Origin of the sequence: Pseudorhodobacter sp., assembly GCF_030452865.1 — a bacterium.
Classification (GTDB): Bacteria; Pseudomonadota; Alphaproteobacteria; order Rhodobacterales; family Rhodobacteraceae; genus Pseudorhodobacter.
In genome coordinates this window covers 1-16056 of the sequence record NZ_JAKDLJ010000035.1, presented here as the reverse complement: position 1 = coordinate 16056, position 16056 = coordinate 1, and the positions used below count along the sequence as shown (strand labels likewise).

At 60.5% G+C, this 16056-nt stretch carries 17 protein-coding genes; 10 read left to right on the top strand and 7 right to left on the bottom strand.

The window, feature by feature from the left end:
• Window positions 1-76: 76 nt before the first annotated feature.
• Window positions 77-949: a hypothetical protein gene (locus L0H65_RS04000; RefSeq protein WP_301457543.1), complete on the top strand. Its 873-nt coding sequence runs from the start codon at window positions 77-79 to the stop codon at window positions 947-949.
• A 10-nt stretch (window positions 950-959) separates the two neighbouring features.
• Here the strand turns inward: L0H65_RS04000 and L0H65_RS03995 are convergent, their stop codons facing one another.
• On the bottom strand, window positions 960-2033 hold the full coding sequence (locus L0H65_RS03995) for a tellurite resistance/C4-dicarboxylate transporter family protein (protein ID WP_301457542.1): 1074 nt from the start codon (window positions 2031-2033) through the stop codon (window positions 960-962).
• Window positions 2034-2153: 120 nt separating this feature from the next.
• Window positions 2154-2600, bottom strand: a complete 447-nt coding sequence (mntR, locus tag L0H65_RS03990) for a manganese-binding transcriptional regulator MntR (RefSeq protein WP_301457541.1) — start codon at window positions 2598-2600, stop codon at window positions 2154-2156.
• Window positions 2601-2833: 233 nt separating this feature from the next.
• Here mntR and L0H65_RS03985 point away from each other — a divergent pair, with 233 nt between their 5' ends.
• The 7 genes from L0H65_RS03985 (at window position 2834) to proB (ending at window position 8609) form a co-directional block, all read left to right on the top strand.
• Window positions 2834-4120: an Nramp family divalent metal transporter gene (locus L0H65_RS03985; RefSeq protein WP_301457540.1), complete on the top strand. Its 1287-nt coding sequence runs from the start codon at window positions 2834-2836 to the stop codon at window positions 4118-4120.
• A 107-nt stretch (window positions 4121-4227) separates the two neighbouring features.
• Complete coding sequence (locus L0H65_RS03980; RefSeq protein ID WP_301457539.1) at window positions 4228-4506, top strand: hypothetical protein; 279 nt, start codon at window positions 4228-4230, stop codon at window positions 4504-4506.
• Window positions 4507-4902: 396 nt separating this feature from the next.
• Entirely contained in the window at window positions 4903-5373 is a 471-nt protein-coding gene (gene rplU / locus L0H65_RS03975; RefSeq protein WP_301457538.1) for a 50S ribosomal protein L21, read from the top strand.
• Window positions 5374-5379: 6 nt separating this feature from the next.
• Window positions 5380-5649, top strand: a complete 270-nt coding sequence (rpmA, locus tag L0H65_RS03970; RefSeq protein ID WP_301457537.1) for a 50S ribosomal protein L27 — start codon at window positions 5380-5382, stop codon at window positions 5647-5649.
• 149 nt (window positions 5650-5798) lie between these two features.
• Window positions 5799-6338 (top strand): GNAT family N-acetyltransferase, encoded by a 540-nt coding sequence (locus L0H65_RS03965; RefSeq protein WP_301457536.1) that lies wholly within the window; start codon window positions 5799-5801, stop codon window positions 6336-6338.
• A 127-nt stretch (window positions 6339-6465) separates the two neighbouring features.
• A complete protein-coding gene (gene obgE / locus L0H65_RS03960) occupies window positions 6466-7488 on the top strand; it encodes a GTPase ObgE (protein ID WP_301457535.1) in 1023 nt (340 codons plus the stop codon).
• Complete coding sequence (proB, locus tag L0H65_RS03955) at window positions 7476-8609, top strand: glutamate 5-kinase (protein ID WP_301457534.1); 1134 nt, start codon at window positions 7476-7478, stop codon at window positions 8607-8609. Before obgE ends, proB begins: the two co-directional genes overlap by 13 nt.
• A 40-nt stretch (window positions 8610-8649) precedes the next feature.
• Here proB and L0H65_RS03950 read toward each other — a convergent pair whose 3' ends face one another.
• Genes L0H65_RS03950 through L0H65_RS03935 form a run of 4 tightly spaced genes read right to left on the bottom strand, consistent with a single transcriptional unit; the run spans window position 8650 to window position 12945 of the window.
• Window positions 8650-9282, bottom strand: a complete 633-nt coding sequence (locus L0H65_RS03950) for an ABC-type transport auxiliary lipoprotein family protein (RefSeq protein WP_301457533.1) — start codon at window positions 9280-9282, stop codon at window positions 8650-8652.
• Between the two features lie 21 nt (window positions 9283-9303).
• Complete coding sequence (locus tag L0H65_RS03945) at window positions 9304-11022, bottom strand: MlaD family protein (RefSeq protein ID WP_301457532.1); 1719 nt, start codon at window positions 11020-11022, stop codon at window positions 9304-9306.
• Window positions 11023-11026: 4 nt separating this feature from the next.
• Window positions 11027-11824, bottom strand: coding sequence for an ABC transporter ATP-binding protein (locus L0H65_RS03940; RefSeq protein WP_301457531.1), 798 nt, complete (start codon window positions 11822-11824; stop codon window positions 11027-11029).
• A complete protein-coding gene (locus tag L0H65_RS03935) occupies window positions 11821-12945 on the bottom strand; it encodes an MlaE family lipid ABC transporter permease subunit (RefSeq protein ID WP_301457530.1) in 1125 nt (374 codons plus the stop codon). The genes L0H65_RS03940 and L0H65_RS03935 overlap by 4 nt, the downstream gene beginning before the upstream one ends.
• Before the next feature lie 131 nt (window positions 12946-13076).
• On the opposite strand from L0H65_RS03935, the gene L0H65_RS03930 reads away from it, so the two are divergent.
• A complete protein-coding gene (locus tag L0H65_RS03930; RefSeq protein ID WP_301457529.1) occupies window positions 13077-14339 on the top strand; it encodes a glutamate-5-semialdehyde dehydrogenase in 1263 nt (420 codons plus the stop codon).
• Window positions 14340-14613: 274 nt separating this feature from the next.
• On the opposite strand, the gene L0H65_RS03925 is transcribed toward L0H65_RS03930, so the two are convergent.
• On the bottom strand, window positions 14614-15429 hold the full coding sequence (locus L0H65_RS03925) for a MipA/OmpV family protein (protein ID WP_301457528.1): 816 nt from the start codon (window positions 15427-15429) through the stop codon (window positions 14614-14616).
• Between the two features lie 223 nt (window positions 15430-15652).
• On the opposite strand from L0H65_RS03925, the gene L0H65_RS03920 reads away from it, so the two are divergent.
• Window positions 15653-16056, top strand: a 404-nt coding sequence (locus L0H65_RS03920) for a COX15/CtaA family protein (protein ID WP_301457527.1), incomplete at its 3' end; no start/stop codon positions are given.

Genomic DNA, 16056 nt, shown 5'->3' with positions numbered 1-16056 from the left:
CAGCGTCTGAGCGGCGGGTTGGCAAGCAATGGGGGAGGGTTTATGAAGGCCGCCTGCAACTTCGAGAGTCTTCGTCATGGATTTCCGCCCGCTCAAAATCTCCTTCATCTGCGGGCTTTGTCTTGCGGCGTTGCCGCTGGCAGCTAGGGCGCAGGAGGCGGGGCAGACAGTGCAACTCGTGCAGGTGGCAGCCACCAGCAGCTTGTCGGAGACGTTGAAAATCGCCGATCTGATCGCGGTCATGCGGCTGGAGGGGCTGGATTATGGCGCGCAGATGGAGAAAGACCTCTTTCCCGGTGAGGGCGGCGGGAAGTGGGCGGAAATCATTGACCACATCTATGATCCGGCGCTGATGCAGTCCCGTTTCGATGCTGCCTTTTCGGCGGAACTTGCGGGGGACGATCCGGACCAGGCAGAGATCAAGGCGTTCTTCGGGGCTGAACTCGGCCAGCGGATTCTGGGGCTGGAGGTGGAGGCGCGGCGTTCCCTGATGGACGATGCGGTCAAGGATGCCGCGACTGCGCGGGCCGAGGATATGCAGGCAGATGGCGATCCGCGTTTCGCCGCGCTGGAAGAATTTTCACAGATCAATGACCTTTTGGAAGCGAATATCGCTGGGGCGCTCAACTCCAATCTTGCGTTCTTTCAGGGCATGGCAGAAATCGGCGGGTTGTCGGATGAGATGACTGAGGAGGATATGCTGACCGAGGTTTGGGCGCAGGAACCCTCTGTCCGCACGGAAACGGAAAGCTGGCTTTACCCCTATCTCGCGCTGGCCTATGGCCCGCTGTCGGATACGGAAATGCGGCAATACATTGATTTTTCAAAAACACCTGCGGGACAGAAACTGAACACGGCGCTGTTCGGGGCGTTCGATGTGCTGTTTCGCGACATCTCACGCGATCTGGGCCGGGCAGCAGCGCACCAGATGCAGGGGCAGGATATCTGATCCGGTCGCGCTATGGCGCAATGCGCGCCCTGCGGTGCATCGACCGCATGAAGCCGACAAAGGTGAGCGACCAGACCGCGACTGCGATCCATGAAAATGCCTTTGTCAGCAGGTCGAGCGAAATAAGCTGCAACGCTTGTTCCATCTGGAACGTGCAGACGGCATACATCCCAAGCGGAAACACAGCCCCCCAATAGAGCGGATCATAGCTCAACGGAAAGCGTTTGTAGATGTGCCGCCAGATGCCAAGGATCATCAGCATCGGGATCCACCAGGTTCCGGTGGCCCAGCATAACAGTGTGATACCTTTCAGAAACGGCAGGATGGAATTGAGAAACGGCGCTGTCGCCGCGTTCTGGATCAACAGCGACCCGGCCAGCGTCGAGATTGCCATCGCACCCATGTTGATCCAATAGGGCGGCGTCAGATCACCAGGGTCGAGCCGCGAGAAGGTGAAGCGGTAAAAGATCAGCGTCATCAGCCAGATATAAAGCATGACCCCCCAAAGCCACATCGACACCGCCATGAAATTCAGATCAAGCCGGTGGCTTTGTTCAATCGGGGCCGACAGCAGCGCGGATAGAACCGCGATGGATTGTGTCGCCACCACGGTTAGCAACCACGCGCCCGTGATGCCGCGTTCCAGAGTTGGTTTTTCCTCTTTCACCATGAAAACGGTGAAGATCGTATAGGTCAGCCCGATCCAGAGCAGGATGGCGATGCCCCAGAGAATGAAACCCGTGGTCTTGCTGCCGGTCAGAATCACCGAGGCACTGCCAAGAACGCCGGTGGCCGCGACCATGGTGAAGAACCCCGGCCCGCGTTGATAGTCGATCACATCGGCGATGAATTCTGCACGATAGCGTAGGAACCGCAAAACCGTCAGCACCCAAAGCACGGCGTAGGTCAGCAGCGCGACGGCATACAAAAACCACGCCACCGACCACAAGCCGATCTGATGCACCGCAAGCGCCACGATCCCGGTCGCCATCACCATGCCGAAATAGGCCGGTGACAGCATCGCGAGGTCCGGATGCAGCAGGTGCATTGTCAGGGTCGGTTTGATGGGTGCTTCGGATGACATGCGGCTCCCCATTCATGGGCTCTGTCCGCCCTTTATGAGGTGATCAATGCGGTGTCGCAAGCGGCGCGAACGTGTCAGGGCGATCACAGCCTGCGGCAAAACGCTGCCAGGGCCGATGCGTCACGCCTTGTTGCCGGTCGCGAGAAACGCCTCAAACGCCGCCAACGTGATGCCGGAGACGTGATGCTCTATCCCTTCGGCGTCAAGTTCGGCGGTGTCGGCAGGCACCCCGAGCGCAATCAACAGGTCAACAACGGTGCGGTGACGGGTGCGCACAGCATCGGCGAGCGCAGCCCCGGCTTCGGTCAGAAACACACCCCGATAGGGGCGCGATACCGCCAACCCTTCGCGTTTCAGCCGCGCAACTGCCTTCGTCGCGGTCGGATGGGCCACACCCATGCGACCGGCAATATCGGTGACGCGGGCCTCGCCCATTTCCTCGATCAGGTCGCCGATCATTTCGACGTAATCTTCCAGCACCGCCATCGCCTGCGCCGCACGCGCCTGATTGAAACGCTCTGACTGGGCGCTGGGGTCTTGGCGATCCGCGGGGTCGGTATCGGTCATGGTCCGGCCTTTCAATTCTGTGGATCTGGTAGCAGGCAGGGGCACCGATTGCAAGCCGGGGAACAGATTGCAGCCAAGGCTACACTTGTTCCTGTTCCGGCGGAAATGCATGAAGTCTCGACATGACAAATAAGCCGATTGACTAAAGTGTAGCCTTGGCTTTATTTTACGATCAGATCGGGACGACAACTGAATCGCCCGACGGCAAACTGCGATGGAATATGGGTGAACGGATGACGACTTCGACGGAACGAACGCGCGCAGGGATGGCTGCGGTTCTGGCAGGCCAACGGCGGGGGCCACGCTCCGCGCTGCTATTCGTGGGGCCAGCGGTCATCGCTTCCATCGCCTATATGGACCCAGGAAATTACGCGACCAATATTCAGGCCGGGGCGGGCTATGGCTATAAGCTGTTGTGGGTGGTTCTGGCCGCCAACCTGATTGCGATGCTGTTTCAGGCGCTCTCAGCACGGATCGGAATCGTGACGGGCAAGAACCTGGCCGAACTCTGCCGCGACAACTTCCCCCGGCCCGTGGTCTTTGTGATGTGGGTGATCAGCGAGATTGCCGCAATGGCGACCGATCTGGCCGAATTTCTGGGCGGTGCCATCGGTCTGGCGCTGCTGTTCGGCATGCCGTTGATGTATGGCATGATTGTGACGGCGGTGGTGACCTATGGCATTTTGATCTTCGATTCCAAAGGGTTCCGCCCGATGGAACTGATCATTGGCGCATTCGTCGCGGTGATCGGCATGTGTTTCGTGATTGAGCTGTTCATTGCCCCGGTGGATTGGTCATCTGCCGTGCATGGCCTGTTGACGCCAGACTTGCCGGATGCGGCGGCCTTGACGATTGCGGTCGGGATCATCGGGGCCACCGTGATGCCGCATGCGATTTACCTCCATTCCGGGTTGACCCAAGGCCGCGCCGCAACCCGTGACGATGGCGAAAAACGCCGCGTATTGCGCTTTTCCAACCGTGAGGTCGTGGTTGCTTTGGCGGCGGCGGGTATGGTCAACATGGCAATGGTGATCATGGCCGCAAGCGCCTTCCACGCCGGCAACAGCGACGTGGCAGAGATCGAGACCGCCTATCACATGCTGACCCCGTTGCTGGGCGGGGCGGCGGCGACGTTCTTTCTGATCTCCCTGATCGCTTCGGGGATTTCGTCCTCGGTCGTCGGCACCATGGCGGGACAGATGATCATGCAAGGCTTTTTGCACATCCGTCTGCCGATCTGGTTCCGCCGTCTGGTGACGATGCTTCCGGCCTTTGTCGTGGTGGCAATGGGGGTCAATGCGACCGAGGCGCTGGTGATGTCGCAGGTGGTCCTCAGCATCGCCTTGCCGGTGCCGATGATCGCACTGATCATCTTCGCCGGCCGCCGCGCGATCATGGGCGAATTCGTCACCGGCCCGCTGGTGCGCGTGCTGGCGATCATCGGCGCCTTGCTGGTGTTGTCGCTGAACTTCGTGCTGCTGGCGCAGGTGTTCGGAGTGCCGGTGCCGGGGTTGGGGTAGCACCCGCTTCACGCGCGATTGTCGTTGCTTTTGGTTGGCAAGTTCAGCAAGATTACCGTTATCCTGATATTCCGCCTGCGGGCGAAATCGCAAAAGTGGAGCATTTCATGACCAAACGGATTTTGATCGCCGCCGCCCTTACTGTTGGCATGGCCATGCCTGTCGCCGCTGACCCTTCTGTGGGGCTTGGCCTCAGCATTGCCTTTGGCAATGGCAGGACTGAAGCCGGGGTGGGCATAAGATTGTTTTCAACCGATCGGCGCGACCATGCGGCTGCAAGCCTCGGGCTGGATTACATGTTCAGTTCAAGCCGCATCCGCCCTACGGTCGGCGCGGCCTATTTGGGCCGCAACAGCTATATCGGGCGGATATGGGCTTTAGCCTGAATGGCGGCGGGCTTGATTTCGGCCTCAGCGCAGGCGGCGTGAAGACGAAAAAACGCGCCGCCCCTGCCGCTGCGCCCGCAGTTGTCGTCCCGCCTCGCGCGTGAAGCCTCGGCTTTGAAGGTGGCCGAAGATGTGATCCGGTCTGATTTGTCGGGCCGTAGCGCAGCGGGGCAATTCCCGTTTCTCGTTATTGCGGTTTCGGCAAGCAAAAAGGCATCTTTGCTTGCTTGACACCCGCCGCGACTTCCCCGATAAGCGGGCATCTCGGACAGGTGTTTCGCTTGGCCGGGTTTTTATATTGTCACGTCCCATATCGGGGCGCGCCGTCCGAGGTAGCGAAAAACGCCGGGGTAAAGCCGGGGCCAGAGGACGCGGAGAAATGAAAAGGAAAGACCCATGTTCGCGGTCCTCAAGACAGGCGGCAAGCAATACAAGGTTCAAGCGGGGGATATCCTGCGCGTGGAAAAACTTGATTGCGCGGCTGGTGACAAGATCCAGTTCAATGAAATTCTGATGGTTGGTGGTGAAAAGCTGACCGTTGGCGCGCCGCTGGTGGCGGGTGCAGCCGTTCAGGCCGAAGTGATCGAACAGATCAAAGGCCCGAAAGTCATCCACTATGTAAAGCGCCGCCGGAAACACTCCAGCCAGCGCACCAAAGGTCACCGCCAGCATCTGACGCTGCTGCGTGTGACCGATGTTCTGGCCTCGGGTGCTGACAAGTCCGACGTGAAGGCTGCCACCGGCACCGCCGATGCCCGCCGCGCCGCACATAACAACGCCGAAGCTGCCCCGGCAGCAAAGGCTCCTGCAAAGGCGAAAGCTGCTGCGAAACCCAAAGCGGCAAAAGCCGCCGCGCCGAAGGAGTAACACCCCATGGCACATAAAAAAGCAGGTGGTTCAACCCGCAACGGCCGCGATTCCGCAGGCCGTCGTCTGGGCGTGAAGCTCTATGGTGGCCAAGCCGCCGCCCCTGGTAACATCATCATGCGCCAACGCGGCACCAAGATGTATCCGGGCGCGGGTGTTGGGATGGGATCTGACCATACCATCTTTGCGACCGTTGAGGGTGTTGTGACCTTCAAAAAGGGTCTCAAAGGCCGCACGTTTATTTCGGTTCTCCCGGTGGCGGAGGCCGCTGAGTAAGCCGAACCGTTACACGCCAATGTAACAAGGGGATCGGCTGCAAGGCCGGTCCCCTTGCCATTTCCGGGCGGTGCGCTTGTGTGGAGGCGGGCGTGCAACTTGATTGTTTTCCGGGGGATAACCCCCATGTGCTTTCGGAGGAGGGCGCCATGACCATTCAGAATTTTCACCATCAGGATATAATCGCGTCAGAACGGATGGTTCTGCGCCCGGTGCGGTTGTCCGATACCGGCCTTTTCGCGATGTACACCGGCGACCCCCGCGTCGCCGAGGCCACCAGTTCCATTCCCCACCCCTTGCCCCCCGGCGCGACCGAAGCCTATGTCGCACGCACGATGGCACCGGATGCGGTGGAACGGGCCTGGGTCATGGATGGCACCGGGATCGGGTTGCCGGAGGTGATGGGGGTCATTTCCCTCAAGCAGATCGACCGCGATCAGGCCGAAATCGGCTATTGGGTGGCACCCGCATTCTGGAATACCGGCTACGCTTCAGAGGCGGTTCATGCCCTGATGGCCGCCAACCCGTTACAGAACAAAGCCATTTTCGCGCAAGTGTTTCAGGATAACCCCGGTTCGGCACGGGTTCTGACGAATTGCGGCTTCGCCTATCTCGGCGATGCGGAAAGTTTCAGTGTTGCGCGCAATGCACGGGTGCCGACATGGACTTACTTGCGGAAAATGGTTTGAAGCGTCAGATCCGATGATGCCGGGACCGACGCGCGGCCTATGTTGCGCGGCCGGTGTCGCCATGGCTTGAGGTGCCGCCCGCGATCCTGTATCGCATCGCTTTGACCCAATCCCGAAGGCCCGCGCCATGAAATTCCTCGATCTTTGCAAAGTCTATATCCGCTCCGGCGGGGGTGGGTCGGGCTGCGTTTCGTTCCGGCGCGAAAAATTCATCGAATTCGGTGGCCCGGATGGCGGCGACGGCGGCAACGGCGGTTCGGTCTGGGTGGAGGCGGTAGACGGGTTGAATACGCTGATCGACTTTCGCTATCAACAGCATTTCTTTGCCAAATCCGGCCAGCCCGGCATGGGCAGCCAACGCACCGGCAAGACCGGCGCGGATATCATCTTGCGGGTGCCGGTGGGAACCGAAATCCTCGATGAGGATGAAGAAACCATTCTCGCCGATCTGACGGCGGTGGGGCAAAAGGTGTTGCTGGCCAAGGGGGGCAATGGTGGCTGGGGCAATTTGCAGTTCAAATCCTCCACCAACCGCGCACCGTCCCGCGCCAATCCAGGCCAGGAAGGGGTGGAGCGCGAGATTTGGCTGCGCCTGAAGCTGATTGCTGATGCCGGGCTGGTCGGCCTGCCCAATGCCGGAAAGTCGACCTTTCTGGCGAGCGTCTCCAACGCCCGCCCCAAGATCGCGGATTACCCCTTCACGACGCTGGTGCCGAACCTTGGCGTTGTCGGCATTGACGGCCATGAATTCGTAATGGCCGATATTCCGGGGCTGATCGAAGGTGCATCCGAAGGACGCGGGCTTGGTGTGCAATTTCTCGCTCATGTGGAGCGTTGCGCCGTGCTGCTGCATCTGGTTGATGGAACGTCTGAAACCGTGGCCGAAGACTACCAAACGATTATCACGGAGCTGGAAGCCTATGCCGAGGAATTGGGTGACAAGCCCCGGATCACAGCCTTGACGAAAATCGACGCGCTTGATGCCGATACGCTCGCTGAACGGTTGGCGGAATTGCGCGAAGTCGCCGGCGAGGTTTATGCGATTTCGGGTGTCTCGAACCAAGGCTTGCCCGAGGTGTTGCGCAGCCTTTACGCCCGCATATTGCAAGGGCGCGTCGTGGAAACGGATGTGGAACCTTGGCAACCCTGATCGCCGCCCCCGGAATTGCGCCCGACATCACCGCCGCCAAACGACTGGTGATCAAGATCGGCTCTGCTCTGCTGGTGGACCGTGCCAGGGGTTTGCGCCACGATTGGCTGGAAGCCCTGGCGCAGGATGTGGCAGAGGCGAAGGCGCGCGGGACGGATGTGGTGATCGTTTCTTCAGGCTCCATCGCCTTGGGGCGCACGGTTTTGCGCCTGCCTGCCGGCGAGTTGGTGCTGGAACACTCACAGGCAGCGGCGGCGGTCGGGCAAATCCGCCTTGCCCGCGCCTATGAGGAGGTGCTGGCCCCGCATGGCATCACCACCGGACAGGTGTTGGTGACGCTGGAAGATACCGAGGACCGGCGGCGTTACCTCAACAGCCGTGCCACGCTGGAAACCTTGCTTGGCCTCGGCGTGGTGCCGATTGTCAATGAAAACGATACTGTCGCCACCGATGAGATCCGCTTTGGTGACAATGACCGGTTAGCGGCACAAATCGCGGTGACAGTGGGGGCCGATCAACTCATCCTGCTGTCGGATGTCGATGGGTTTTATTCCGCCAACCCCAAGCAAGACCCGGCGGCGGTGCGGTTTGACGTGGTGGAGCGGATCACACCTGCAATCGAGGCGATGGCGGGCGACCCGATTTCCGGCTTGTCGAAAGGCGGGATGAAGACGAAACTGCTGGCGGCAAAAACTGCCATTGCCGGGGGGTGTGCCATGGCGATCATGGAAGGCTCGCCTTTGCGGCCGTTACAGGCACTAGCGCAAGGGGCGGCGCGGACGTGGTTTGTGCCGCAAGCCGACCCGCAACAAGCGCGCAAACGCTGGATCAACGCGATGAAACCGCGTGGGGAATTGCGGGTGGATGCGGGCGCTGTGGCAGCACTTCTGGCTGGTAAATCGCTGCTGCCCGCAGGGGTCAGGCTGGTTTCGGGAGCCTTTGGCCGTGGCGACCCGGTGGCGATTCTGGGGCCAGCGGGGGAAGCCTTGGGCAAAGGACTGGTGCGCTATACCGCCGCAGAGGCACAAGCAATTGCCGGGCATAAATCCGGTGAGATCGAGGCGATCCTCGGCTATGGTGGTCGCGCCGCGCTGATCCATCGCGATGACATGGTTCTGTGACCTACCTACGAATTTTCTAAGAAAATCCGTAATTTGTACGCTACCGTTTCGTCGGAATATTAAGGGATTGCAGCACCCAGGCTGTCACGTCAGTCATCAGGGTTTGATTGGCCAGATTGAACCCGGCGACAAGATCTAGCGTCTGGGTGGAGCCGACGGCTGCTGTCGCGATGAAGCTGCGCGACGACAGGATCGCGGCGTCATCTTCTCGCACCAGCCGCGCGGTCAGCCTCAGGCGGATATTGGCGCTTTTGCCATCGGGTGCCGCCTCTGCCTGAAAATCGGTCAGGTCGGTGACAATCGCGTAATCGCCCGAAGCCCCGAGCGGGCGCCGGCCGACATAGCGAAACGCGTTGCTGTCCTCCAGGCTGCGCACCAGCAGGGTTTGCACCATGGTCGGGGTTTCCTCCGCCCATTTGACATCCGGCAGATAGGCGGCCTGCAACGGGTTCGGGCGGATCAGGATGCGGTCCGTGTTCAGCGCGCCCGGTGCTGTCGGCAGTTCTACCACCAGTTGCCGCGCACTGGCGCGCCCCCGCGCCTGTGGGCCGTTCAGCGGCGCTTGCAGATCATAGGCATCGAGTGGCGTGGCCGCCCCGCCCAAAGCCGACAGTGCGGCGCAACCGGGCAGCAGAGCGGCCAATGACAGCGCAAAAAGGGCGGATCGGAACATGGCATGTCTTTCCTGAAAGGCTCAGCGGCGATAAACGGGCGTGTCGCCGCCAAGGAAGAAGCGGGCGGGATCGCGTTGGATCTGCTTGGTCAATTGCTCAAGGTTGTTGATCAGATCCCGCGTTTCCCGCGCCAGTTTGGTGTATTGCGGCAAGGCGGTGACCGTGAAATCGCGGATCGGCGGGTCAGAGGCGGCGATGACGCGCGAGATACGTTCAAAACTTTCGCGCGCGGCATTGGAGGCGGCTTGCAGATCGGCAGTGACATCGGGGATCGCGTCGGAAACCCCGGCGATGGTTTTGTCCAGATTGGCCAAAGCGCGGCGCAAATCAGCGGTGATGCCGGGGATATCCTCGTTGATCACCCGGTCCGCGCCTTGAAAGGTGTTTTCCGCCGCTGTCAATGTCCGCTCCCCTACCGTCAGCGCCGAATTGATCGCACTCAGCGTCGTGTTGGCGCGGGTGAAACTGTCGCTGACGGTGGCAAGCGTGGTGTTCGCCTGATCCATCAGCCCATCCGCCTTGCCGCTCGCCGAGGTCAGAGCCGTGCTGATATCGGCGACGGCCTTGTTGGCATTGGCGGTCGCCTGCCGGATATCTGCAACCATTGCGGGCAAGTCGTTCTGTGCCGCTTTGGAAATCGGGGCGAGGGCGGTACGTGCCTCTGCCACCAATGCCGCGCCATCGTTCAGGATCAGGTTGTCAAAATCGACCGATGCCTTGTCCATGGTTTCCAGCGTCGTGTTCAATTGCACGATCATCTCATCGGTCGCCGCAATCGTCGCTTTCACCTCGTCCAGCCGCGCGGTTGCGGCGACGCCGCTTTTCTGGAATTCGGCCAGCATGTCACGCGCCTGATTGCCCAGTATCGTGACCTGATCCCGCGTTTCCACCAACCCTTCGTTGAGCTGTTTTGTCACCTGCGCAAGATCCCCGTCGATATAGCTTTCCGCCTTGCTCAGCGTGACCGTCGCCTGATCCAGGGTTCTGGTGCCGGTTTCCATCGTTTTCTGGGTTTTGTTGGACAGTGCGGTGATCGACAGCAGCGTGTCATCAGCAGTTTCAAACAGCTTTTCCGCCTTGGAAGTGACGCCTTTCAGCATGTCATTGAAATGCGAAATTTCGACCGCGAAGGCGGAAATCGAACTGGCGACCACCGAAAAATCATCCAGAGATTGTGCGAAATCCCCCGAGGCGGTTTCAAGGTTCTTCAGGATATTGTCGACGCGACCGACGTTTTCGTCACTGATCAGCCCGTGAAGGTCGCGCGTAACACTCAACACCTCTGCCACCAGCGCCGGGCCATCCTCCGAGAGGCTTTGCAACATTGAACGACCCGGCGTGATAACGGGAATCGCCTCTGTGCTGACCGCGCTCAATAAGGGTTCACTCGGCTCCCCGGCGCTGATCCCGACATAAGAAACGCCTGTAACCCCTTGGGATTCAATGGTTGCAACGGAATCCGCCCGCACCGGGGTTTCCTGCGAAACCTCCAGTCGTACCAAGATCTTGCCATCCCCATCGGGTGAAAGCCTGACCTCCACCACTTGCCCCACCGGCAGGCCTGCAAAGCGCACATCCGAGGCGCGCGTCAGGCCGGAAACGGAGTCGAAATGCACATCATAGTAAGCGAATTGCTTGTCGAGTTCCAACTTGCTGAACCACAAAGCAAAACCGAGCATCCCCAGAAACCCGAGAATGGTGAACAGCCCGATTAAAACGTAATTCGCCCGTGTTTCCATGCTATTATGCGTCTTTCTTCATCTGCGTTTCCGCTGTCGCGGCACGGGCGCGCGGCCCGTGAAAATAGTCATGCACCCAAGGATGATCGACTGCCAGCATCTCCGTCATTGTGCCTGTCACCAGCACCTTCCTTTCCGCCAGAACCGCAATGCGGTCACAGGTCGCATGCAGCGTATCAAGATCATGCGTGACGAGAAAGACCGTCAACCCCATCGTGCGGGAAAGTTGCCGGATCAGCGTGTCAAAGGCGGCTGCTCCAATCGGGTCAAGCCCGGCAGTCGGCTCATCGAGAAACACGATCTCCGGGTCGAGCGCCAGCGAACGCGCAAAGCCTGCGCGTTTGCGCATGCCACCCGAAAGCTCCGACGGGAATTTGTCACCGGCATTGTAGGGCAGGCCGGAAAGTGAGATTTTCAGATCGGCGATCTGGTGGCGCAGCTTGGCGTCCAACCCTTTGACGGCGCGCATCGGCACCTCGATATTTTCGCGCACATTGAGCGATGAAAACAGCGCGCCGTCCTGAAACATCACGCCCCAGCGCCGTTCCAGAACCCTGCGCTCCGCATCGCTCGCGGTGCGGACATGGGTGCCAAGCACCTCAATCTCCCCCGCGCGCGGTGTCTGCAACCCGACGATGGAGCGTAGCAGCACGGATTTGCCGGTGCCGGACCCGCCGACGACGCCAAGGATTTCGCCACGATAAACATCGAGATCGAGGCTTTCATGCACAACATGGCGGCCAAACTGGTTGTGGATGCCACGCAACCGGATCACCACTTCGCGCGCGGCGGCTTCGGTCATACCCCGACCTCCGCGAAAAAGATCGAGAACACCGCGTCAACCACGATCACCGCGAAAATGGCCGTCACCACCGAGGCGGAGGTTTGCCGCCCGAGGCTTTCGGCATTGTTGCCGACCTGCATTCCCGCATGACAGCCGACCACGCCGATGATGAGTGCGAAGAAAGGCGCCTTGATCATGCCGACCAGCAGATGCCAGATATCGGTCTCCACCAACCGCGCCATGAACATGCCGGGGGAGATTCCTAGCGTTATCCATGACATGAGGCCGCCGCCGAACAGGCCGCACAGATTGGCGATCAGCCCCAGGATCGGCAGCATCAGCAGCAGCGCCAGAATTCGCGGCACAAACAGCGCCGTCGCCGGGTCAATGCTGAGTGTGCGCATCGCGTCAATTTCCTCGCGCATTTTCATCGAGCCGATGGCAGCGGTGAAGGCCGAAGCCGTGCGCCCGGCAACCACAATCGCGGTCAGCAGAATACCGAGTTCGCGCAGGATCGACACCGCGATCAGATCGACGACGAACACCTCCGCCCCGAACTGCTGCAATTGCACCGCACCCTGAAAGGCGAGCACGACCCCGATCAGAAACGCCATCAGCGCCACGATCGGCACTGCCTTGACGCCCACCTCGTGACAGTGATGCACCAACGCGGTCAGCCGAAATTCGCCGGGGTGCCGGAGCGATCCTGCCCAACGCGCCAGAAACAGGCCGAAAAACCCGGTCAGCTCCATCAGGAATTTGCCAAAACCGGCGGTCGTGCGGCCAACAGCTTCGATGCGGTCGACAAGGGTTTTGCGGCTGGAAGCGTCAATATCCGGCACAGGCATCGCCGCGCGCACGGTTTGCAGCAACCCGCAAGCGTTTTCACTTGCGCCAATCACGCTGAAGTCCTGCCCGTTGGCTTTCGCGTGGGTTTCACTGCGGACAATCGCCCAGGCAGCACTGGTATCGAGCCGCGTCACATCGGTCAGATCCACACGCACGGCAACCTTCGCCGCCCGCAACTGCGCCACCAGATCGCTCAGATCGGACAGCGAAAACCTGCCGCGCAGCGTGATATGCGTGGCGTCCTCGGTTTGGCTGGTTGTAACGCTGGCCGCGTTTGGTGAATCGGGCATGATCGGGAAATATCTGAACCTGTGGGGGTTTCGGGCATCGTGGCCTGTCCCTGTCCCGGTGTAAAGCCGTGCAGATTGCGTGGCCCGCGAAATGAGTCTAATCGGGAAGCGGAGATACAGAAAGGTTGACCATGACCAGCGCCGATTTGGCCCGGATGATGACCGGAATCGGGCAGGCCGCCCGCGCCGCCGCCGCAGAATTGGCCTGCGCCACCGCAGAGCGGAAATACGCCGCCCTGATCGGTGCGGCCGGTTCGGTTTGGGACGCGCGCGAAAGCATCTTGGTCGCCAATGAAAAAGATGTGGCATACGGCACTGAAAAGGGTCTGTCGGCGGCGATGATCGACCGGTTGCGTCTGGACGAAGCCCGGATCAGGGGTATCGTTGACGGCTTGCGCACGGTGGCCGAACAGCGCGATCCGGTGGGCGAGGTGATCAGCGAATGGGACCGGCCCAGTGGATTGCATATCCAGCGCGTACGCACGCCTTTGGGCGTTGTCGGTGTGATTTATGAAAGCCGCCCGAATGTGACGGCGGATGCCGGGGCGCTATGCCTGAAAGCCGGGAACGCCGTGATCCTGCGCGGCGGGTCGGAAAGTTTCCATTCCTCCGCAGCCCTTCACGCCTGTCTGGTGAAGGGGGTGCAACAGGCCGGTCTGCCCGCCACCGCGATTCAGCTTGTGCCGACCCGCGACCGCGAGATGGTGGCGCAGATGTTGCGCGCGGTGGACTATATCGACGTGATCGTTCCGCGCGGCGGCAAAGGGCTGGTCGGTCTGGTACAGGCCGAGGCGCGGGTGCCGGTTTTTGCCCATCTCGAAGGGGTCTGCCACATCTATGCCGATGGCGATGCCGATCTGGAAAAGGCCCGCCGCGTCGTGGTCAATGCCAAAGCCCGCCGCCCCGGCATTTGCGGCGCTGCCGAATGTCTTTTGATCGACCGCGCCTTTTGGGCCAAGCACGGGTCCGTGCTGATCAAGGATCTGCAAGCCGCAGGCGTGGAAGTGCGCGGCGCGGATGAACTGGCAGAGCTGCCGGGGGTGGTCGCGGCTACGGCGGATGATTTTGGCCATGAGTTTCTCGACATGATCATTGCCGCGCGTCTGGTCGATGGCGTTGACGGCGCGATTGCGCATATCCGCGCCCACGGCTCCAACCACACCGAATGTGTGTTGACCGAGAATGACGCCGTGGCCGCCCGCTTCTTCCAACGGTTGGATTCCGCGATTCTGATGCGCAACGCCTCCACCCAATTCGCCGATGGTGGCGAGTTTGGCATGGGCGGCGAGATCGGCATTGCGACCGGAAAACTGCATGCGCGCGGCCCGGTGGGGGCAGAGCAACTGACCTCATTCAAGTATCTGGTGACAGGGGATGGCACCTGCCGGTCGTAGCGACCGGTGCGAAGGTTGTTTTTTGGGTGTTTTGCGGAGAATCTTATACTTCGCGCGCCCGATATTCTGCTTGACGGAGAAAGGCCTGTCTCGCGCGTAATCTCGGGCGTCTTTGTTGTCTTCAGGCTCATTGATGTTCAAAGCCACACCAAGACAGTCGCGGCAACGGCAACGGCAACGGCCGGAGAGGCCGACTTTCAGGTCTCTGTCGTCGCGCTCTTGCCACCGGTGAGGGGGATCAGAAAACAGCATGAGCGGACTGTTTTCGGGCAGATCAGAAATTGACCGAGAAGCGGCGGGTAACGCCGATGCGCAGGCTCAGGTTATTGTCCTTGCCCTGTGCCACGATGGGGGAGGATTTTGCGTCGCCTAGGTATTTGTCCCACCGTACCGCGCCGTCGACGCCCCATTTGTCATCAATCGCATAGGTCATGCCAAGTTCCAACCCGGCGCTGATCGCGCCGCCTTTGGCTTTATGGGCGGCAAATGTACTGCCGGGCGCCGCCGTGACGCCGAAATAGGTGTTGGCATATTTATGCGAGCCGCCGAACAGGCGCGGGCCGAAGCGGACGGTCAGTTGTTCGGTCGGGTGCAGCACAGCATTGGCGCCAAGTTCACCGACCCAGGCGTGGTGGCCGATCACACCGTAGCGGACATCTGCGAATGCCTCAAAATAGCGCTGGTTGTAGCCCAGGCCAAGCCCGATTTCGGCGGCGGCTTTGACATCGTTCAACCCGGTCAGTTCCGGCGAATCCTTGGCGGACCGCTTGCCGATATAGCGGAATGAACCGCGTGGCACGAAGCCATAGGATTCTGCATTCGGATCGGTGGACCCCAAGGCACGACCGCCGGGAAGGCGCAGGTATTCAAGGCTGAACGAGAAATCCGGTCCGGCCTTGAGGTCTTTCGCGCCAAAATATTCCGGGGCAGCGCCGACGCCGCCGCGCAGTTTGAAGATCAACGCGGGGCGGGGCGCAGCATAGGGCGCTGGTATCGCGACAGCGGCTTCAGTTGCGGCCTGGTCCATACTGCCTGCAAAGCCGGCGAGCGGTGCTGCGGCAAGGGCTGCGGCAAGGAGGGCGCTTTTCATGCTGATAATCCTATTACTGGTGGTCACGATGATTTCGCGCACTTCTAGCGGTGTCCTTAGGGGATTGCACGGTAAAGATGAAATCACGAATTGTCGCAGGACCGACATGTAACAGCAACATCCCAAGACTGGCTGCGTCACCTGATCGCGCAGCGACAACGGGGACTTGAAGCGGCGTCGGGAGCGCCCTAGTGTCCGCGCGCAAGTCAAGTGGAGAAGCGTCATGGCGCAAAAACGCAGTATATTTGAGGATGTTGGCGCAGCGGCGAAGCCCGTGGGACCTCAAGGCGGCATGATCGCGCGCGGCGACCTTGGTGCGCGTGGGGCGGTTCGGGTCTGGCTGATGCTGCTTTTCGCCTTGGTCATGGCGATGATTATCGTCGGCGGATTGACGCGCCTGACCGACAGCGGTTTGTCGATCACCGAATGGAAACCCGTCACCGGTGCGTTGCCGCCGATGGATGCAGCGGCCTGGGCGGCGGAATTCACCAAATATCAGGCCAGCCCGCAATTTCAGTTGCAAAACAGCCAGATGGACCTTGCCGCGTTCAAGTCGATCTATTGGTGGGAATGGGGCCATCGGCAACTTGGTCGGGGGATTGGCCTTGTCTGGGCAGTGGGGTTTTT

What these genes read in the sequence shown, in the direction of transcription:
- L0H65_RS04000 (WP_301457543.1), top strand. Translation starts at nt 77, where the DNA reads ATGGATTTCCGCCCGCTCAAAATCTCCTTCATCTGCGGGCTTTGTCTT.
- L0H65_RS03980 (WP_301457539.1), top strand. Translation starts at nt 4,228, where the DNA reads ATGACCAAACGGATTTTGATCGCCGCCGCCCTTACTGTTGGCATGGCC.
- rplU (WP_301457538.1), top strand. Translation starts at nt 4,903, where the DNA reads ATGTTCGCGGTCCTCAAGACAGGCGGCAAGCAATACAAGGTTCAAGCG.
- L0H65_RS03950 (WP_301457533.1), bottom strand. Translation starts at nt 9,282, where the DNA reads ATGTTCCGATCCGCCCTTTTTGCGCTGTCATTGGCCGCTCTGCTGCCC.
- L0H65_RS03940 (WP_301457531.1), bottom strand. Translation starts at nt 11,824, where the DNA reads ATGACCGAAGCCGCCGCGCGCGAAGTGGTGATCCGGTTGCGTGGCATC.
- L0H65_RS03935 (WP_301457530.1), bottom strand. Translation starts at nt 12,945, where the DNA reads ATGCCCGATTCACCAAACGCGGCCAGCGTTACAACCAGCCAAACCGAG.
- mntR (WP_301457541.1), bottom strand. Translation starts at nt 2,600, where the DNA reads ATGACCGATACCGACCCCGCGGATCGCCAAGACCCCAGCGCCCAGTCA.
- L0H65_RS03985 (WP_301457540.1), top strand. Translation starts at nt 2,834, where the DNA reads ATGACGACTTCGACGGAACGAACGCGCGCAGGGATGGCTGCGGTTCTG.
- L0H65_RS03995 (WP_301457542.1), bottom strand. Translation starts at nt 2,033, where the DNA reads ATGTCATCCGAAGCACCCATCAAACCGACCCTGACAATGCACCTGCTG.
- obgE (WP_301457535.1), top strand. Translation starts at nt 6,466, where the DNA reads ATGAAATTCCTCGATCTTTGCAAAGTCTATATCCGCTCCGGCGGGGGT.
- rpmA (WP_301457537.1), top strand. Translation starts at nt 5,380, where the DNA reads ATGGCACATAAAAAAGCAGGTGGTTCAACCCGCAACGGCCGCGATTCC.
- L0H65_RS03925 (WP_301457528.1), bottom strand. Translation starts at nt 15,429, where the DNA reads ATGAAAAGCGCCCTCCTTGCCGCAGCCCTTGCCGCAGCACCGCTCGCC.
- L0H65_RS03965 (WP_301457536.1), top strand. Translation starts at nt 5,799, where the DNA reads ATGACCATTCAGAATTTTCACCATCAGGATATAATCGCGTCAGAACGG.
- L0H65_RS03930 (WP_301457529.1), top strand. Translation starts at nt 13,077, where the DNA reads ATGACCAGCGCCGATTTGGCCCGGATGATGACCGGAATCGGGCAGGCC.
- L0H65_RS03945 (WP_301457532.1), bottom strand. Translation starts at nt 11,022, where the DNA reads ATGGAAACACGGGCGAATTACGTTTTAATCGGGCTGTTCACCATTCTC.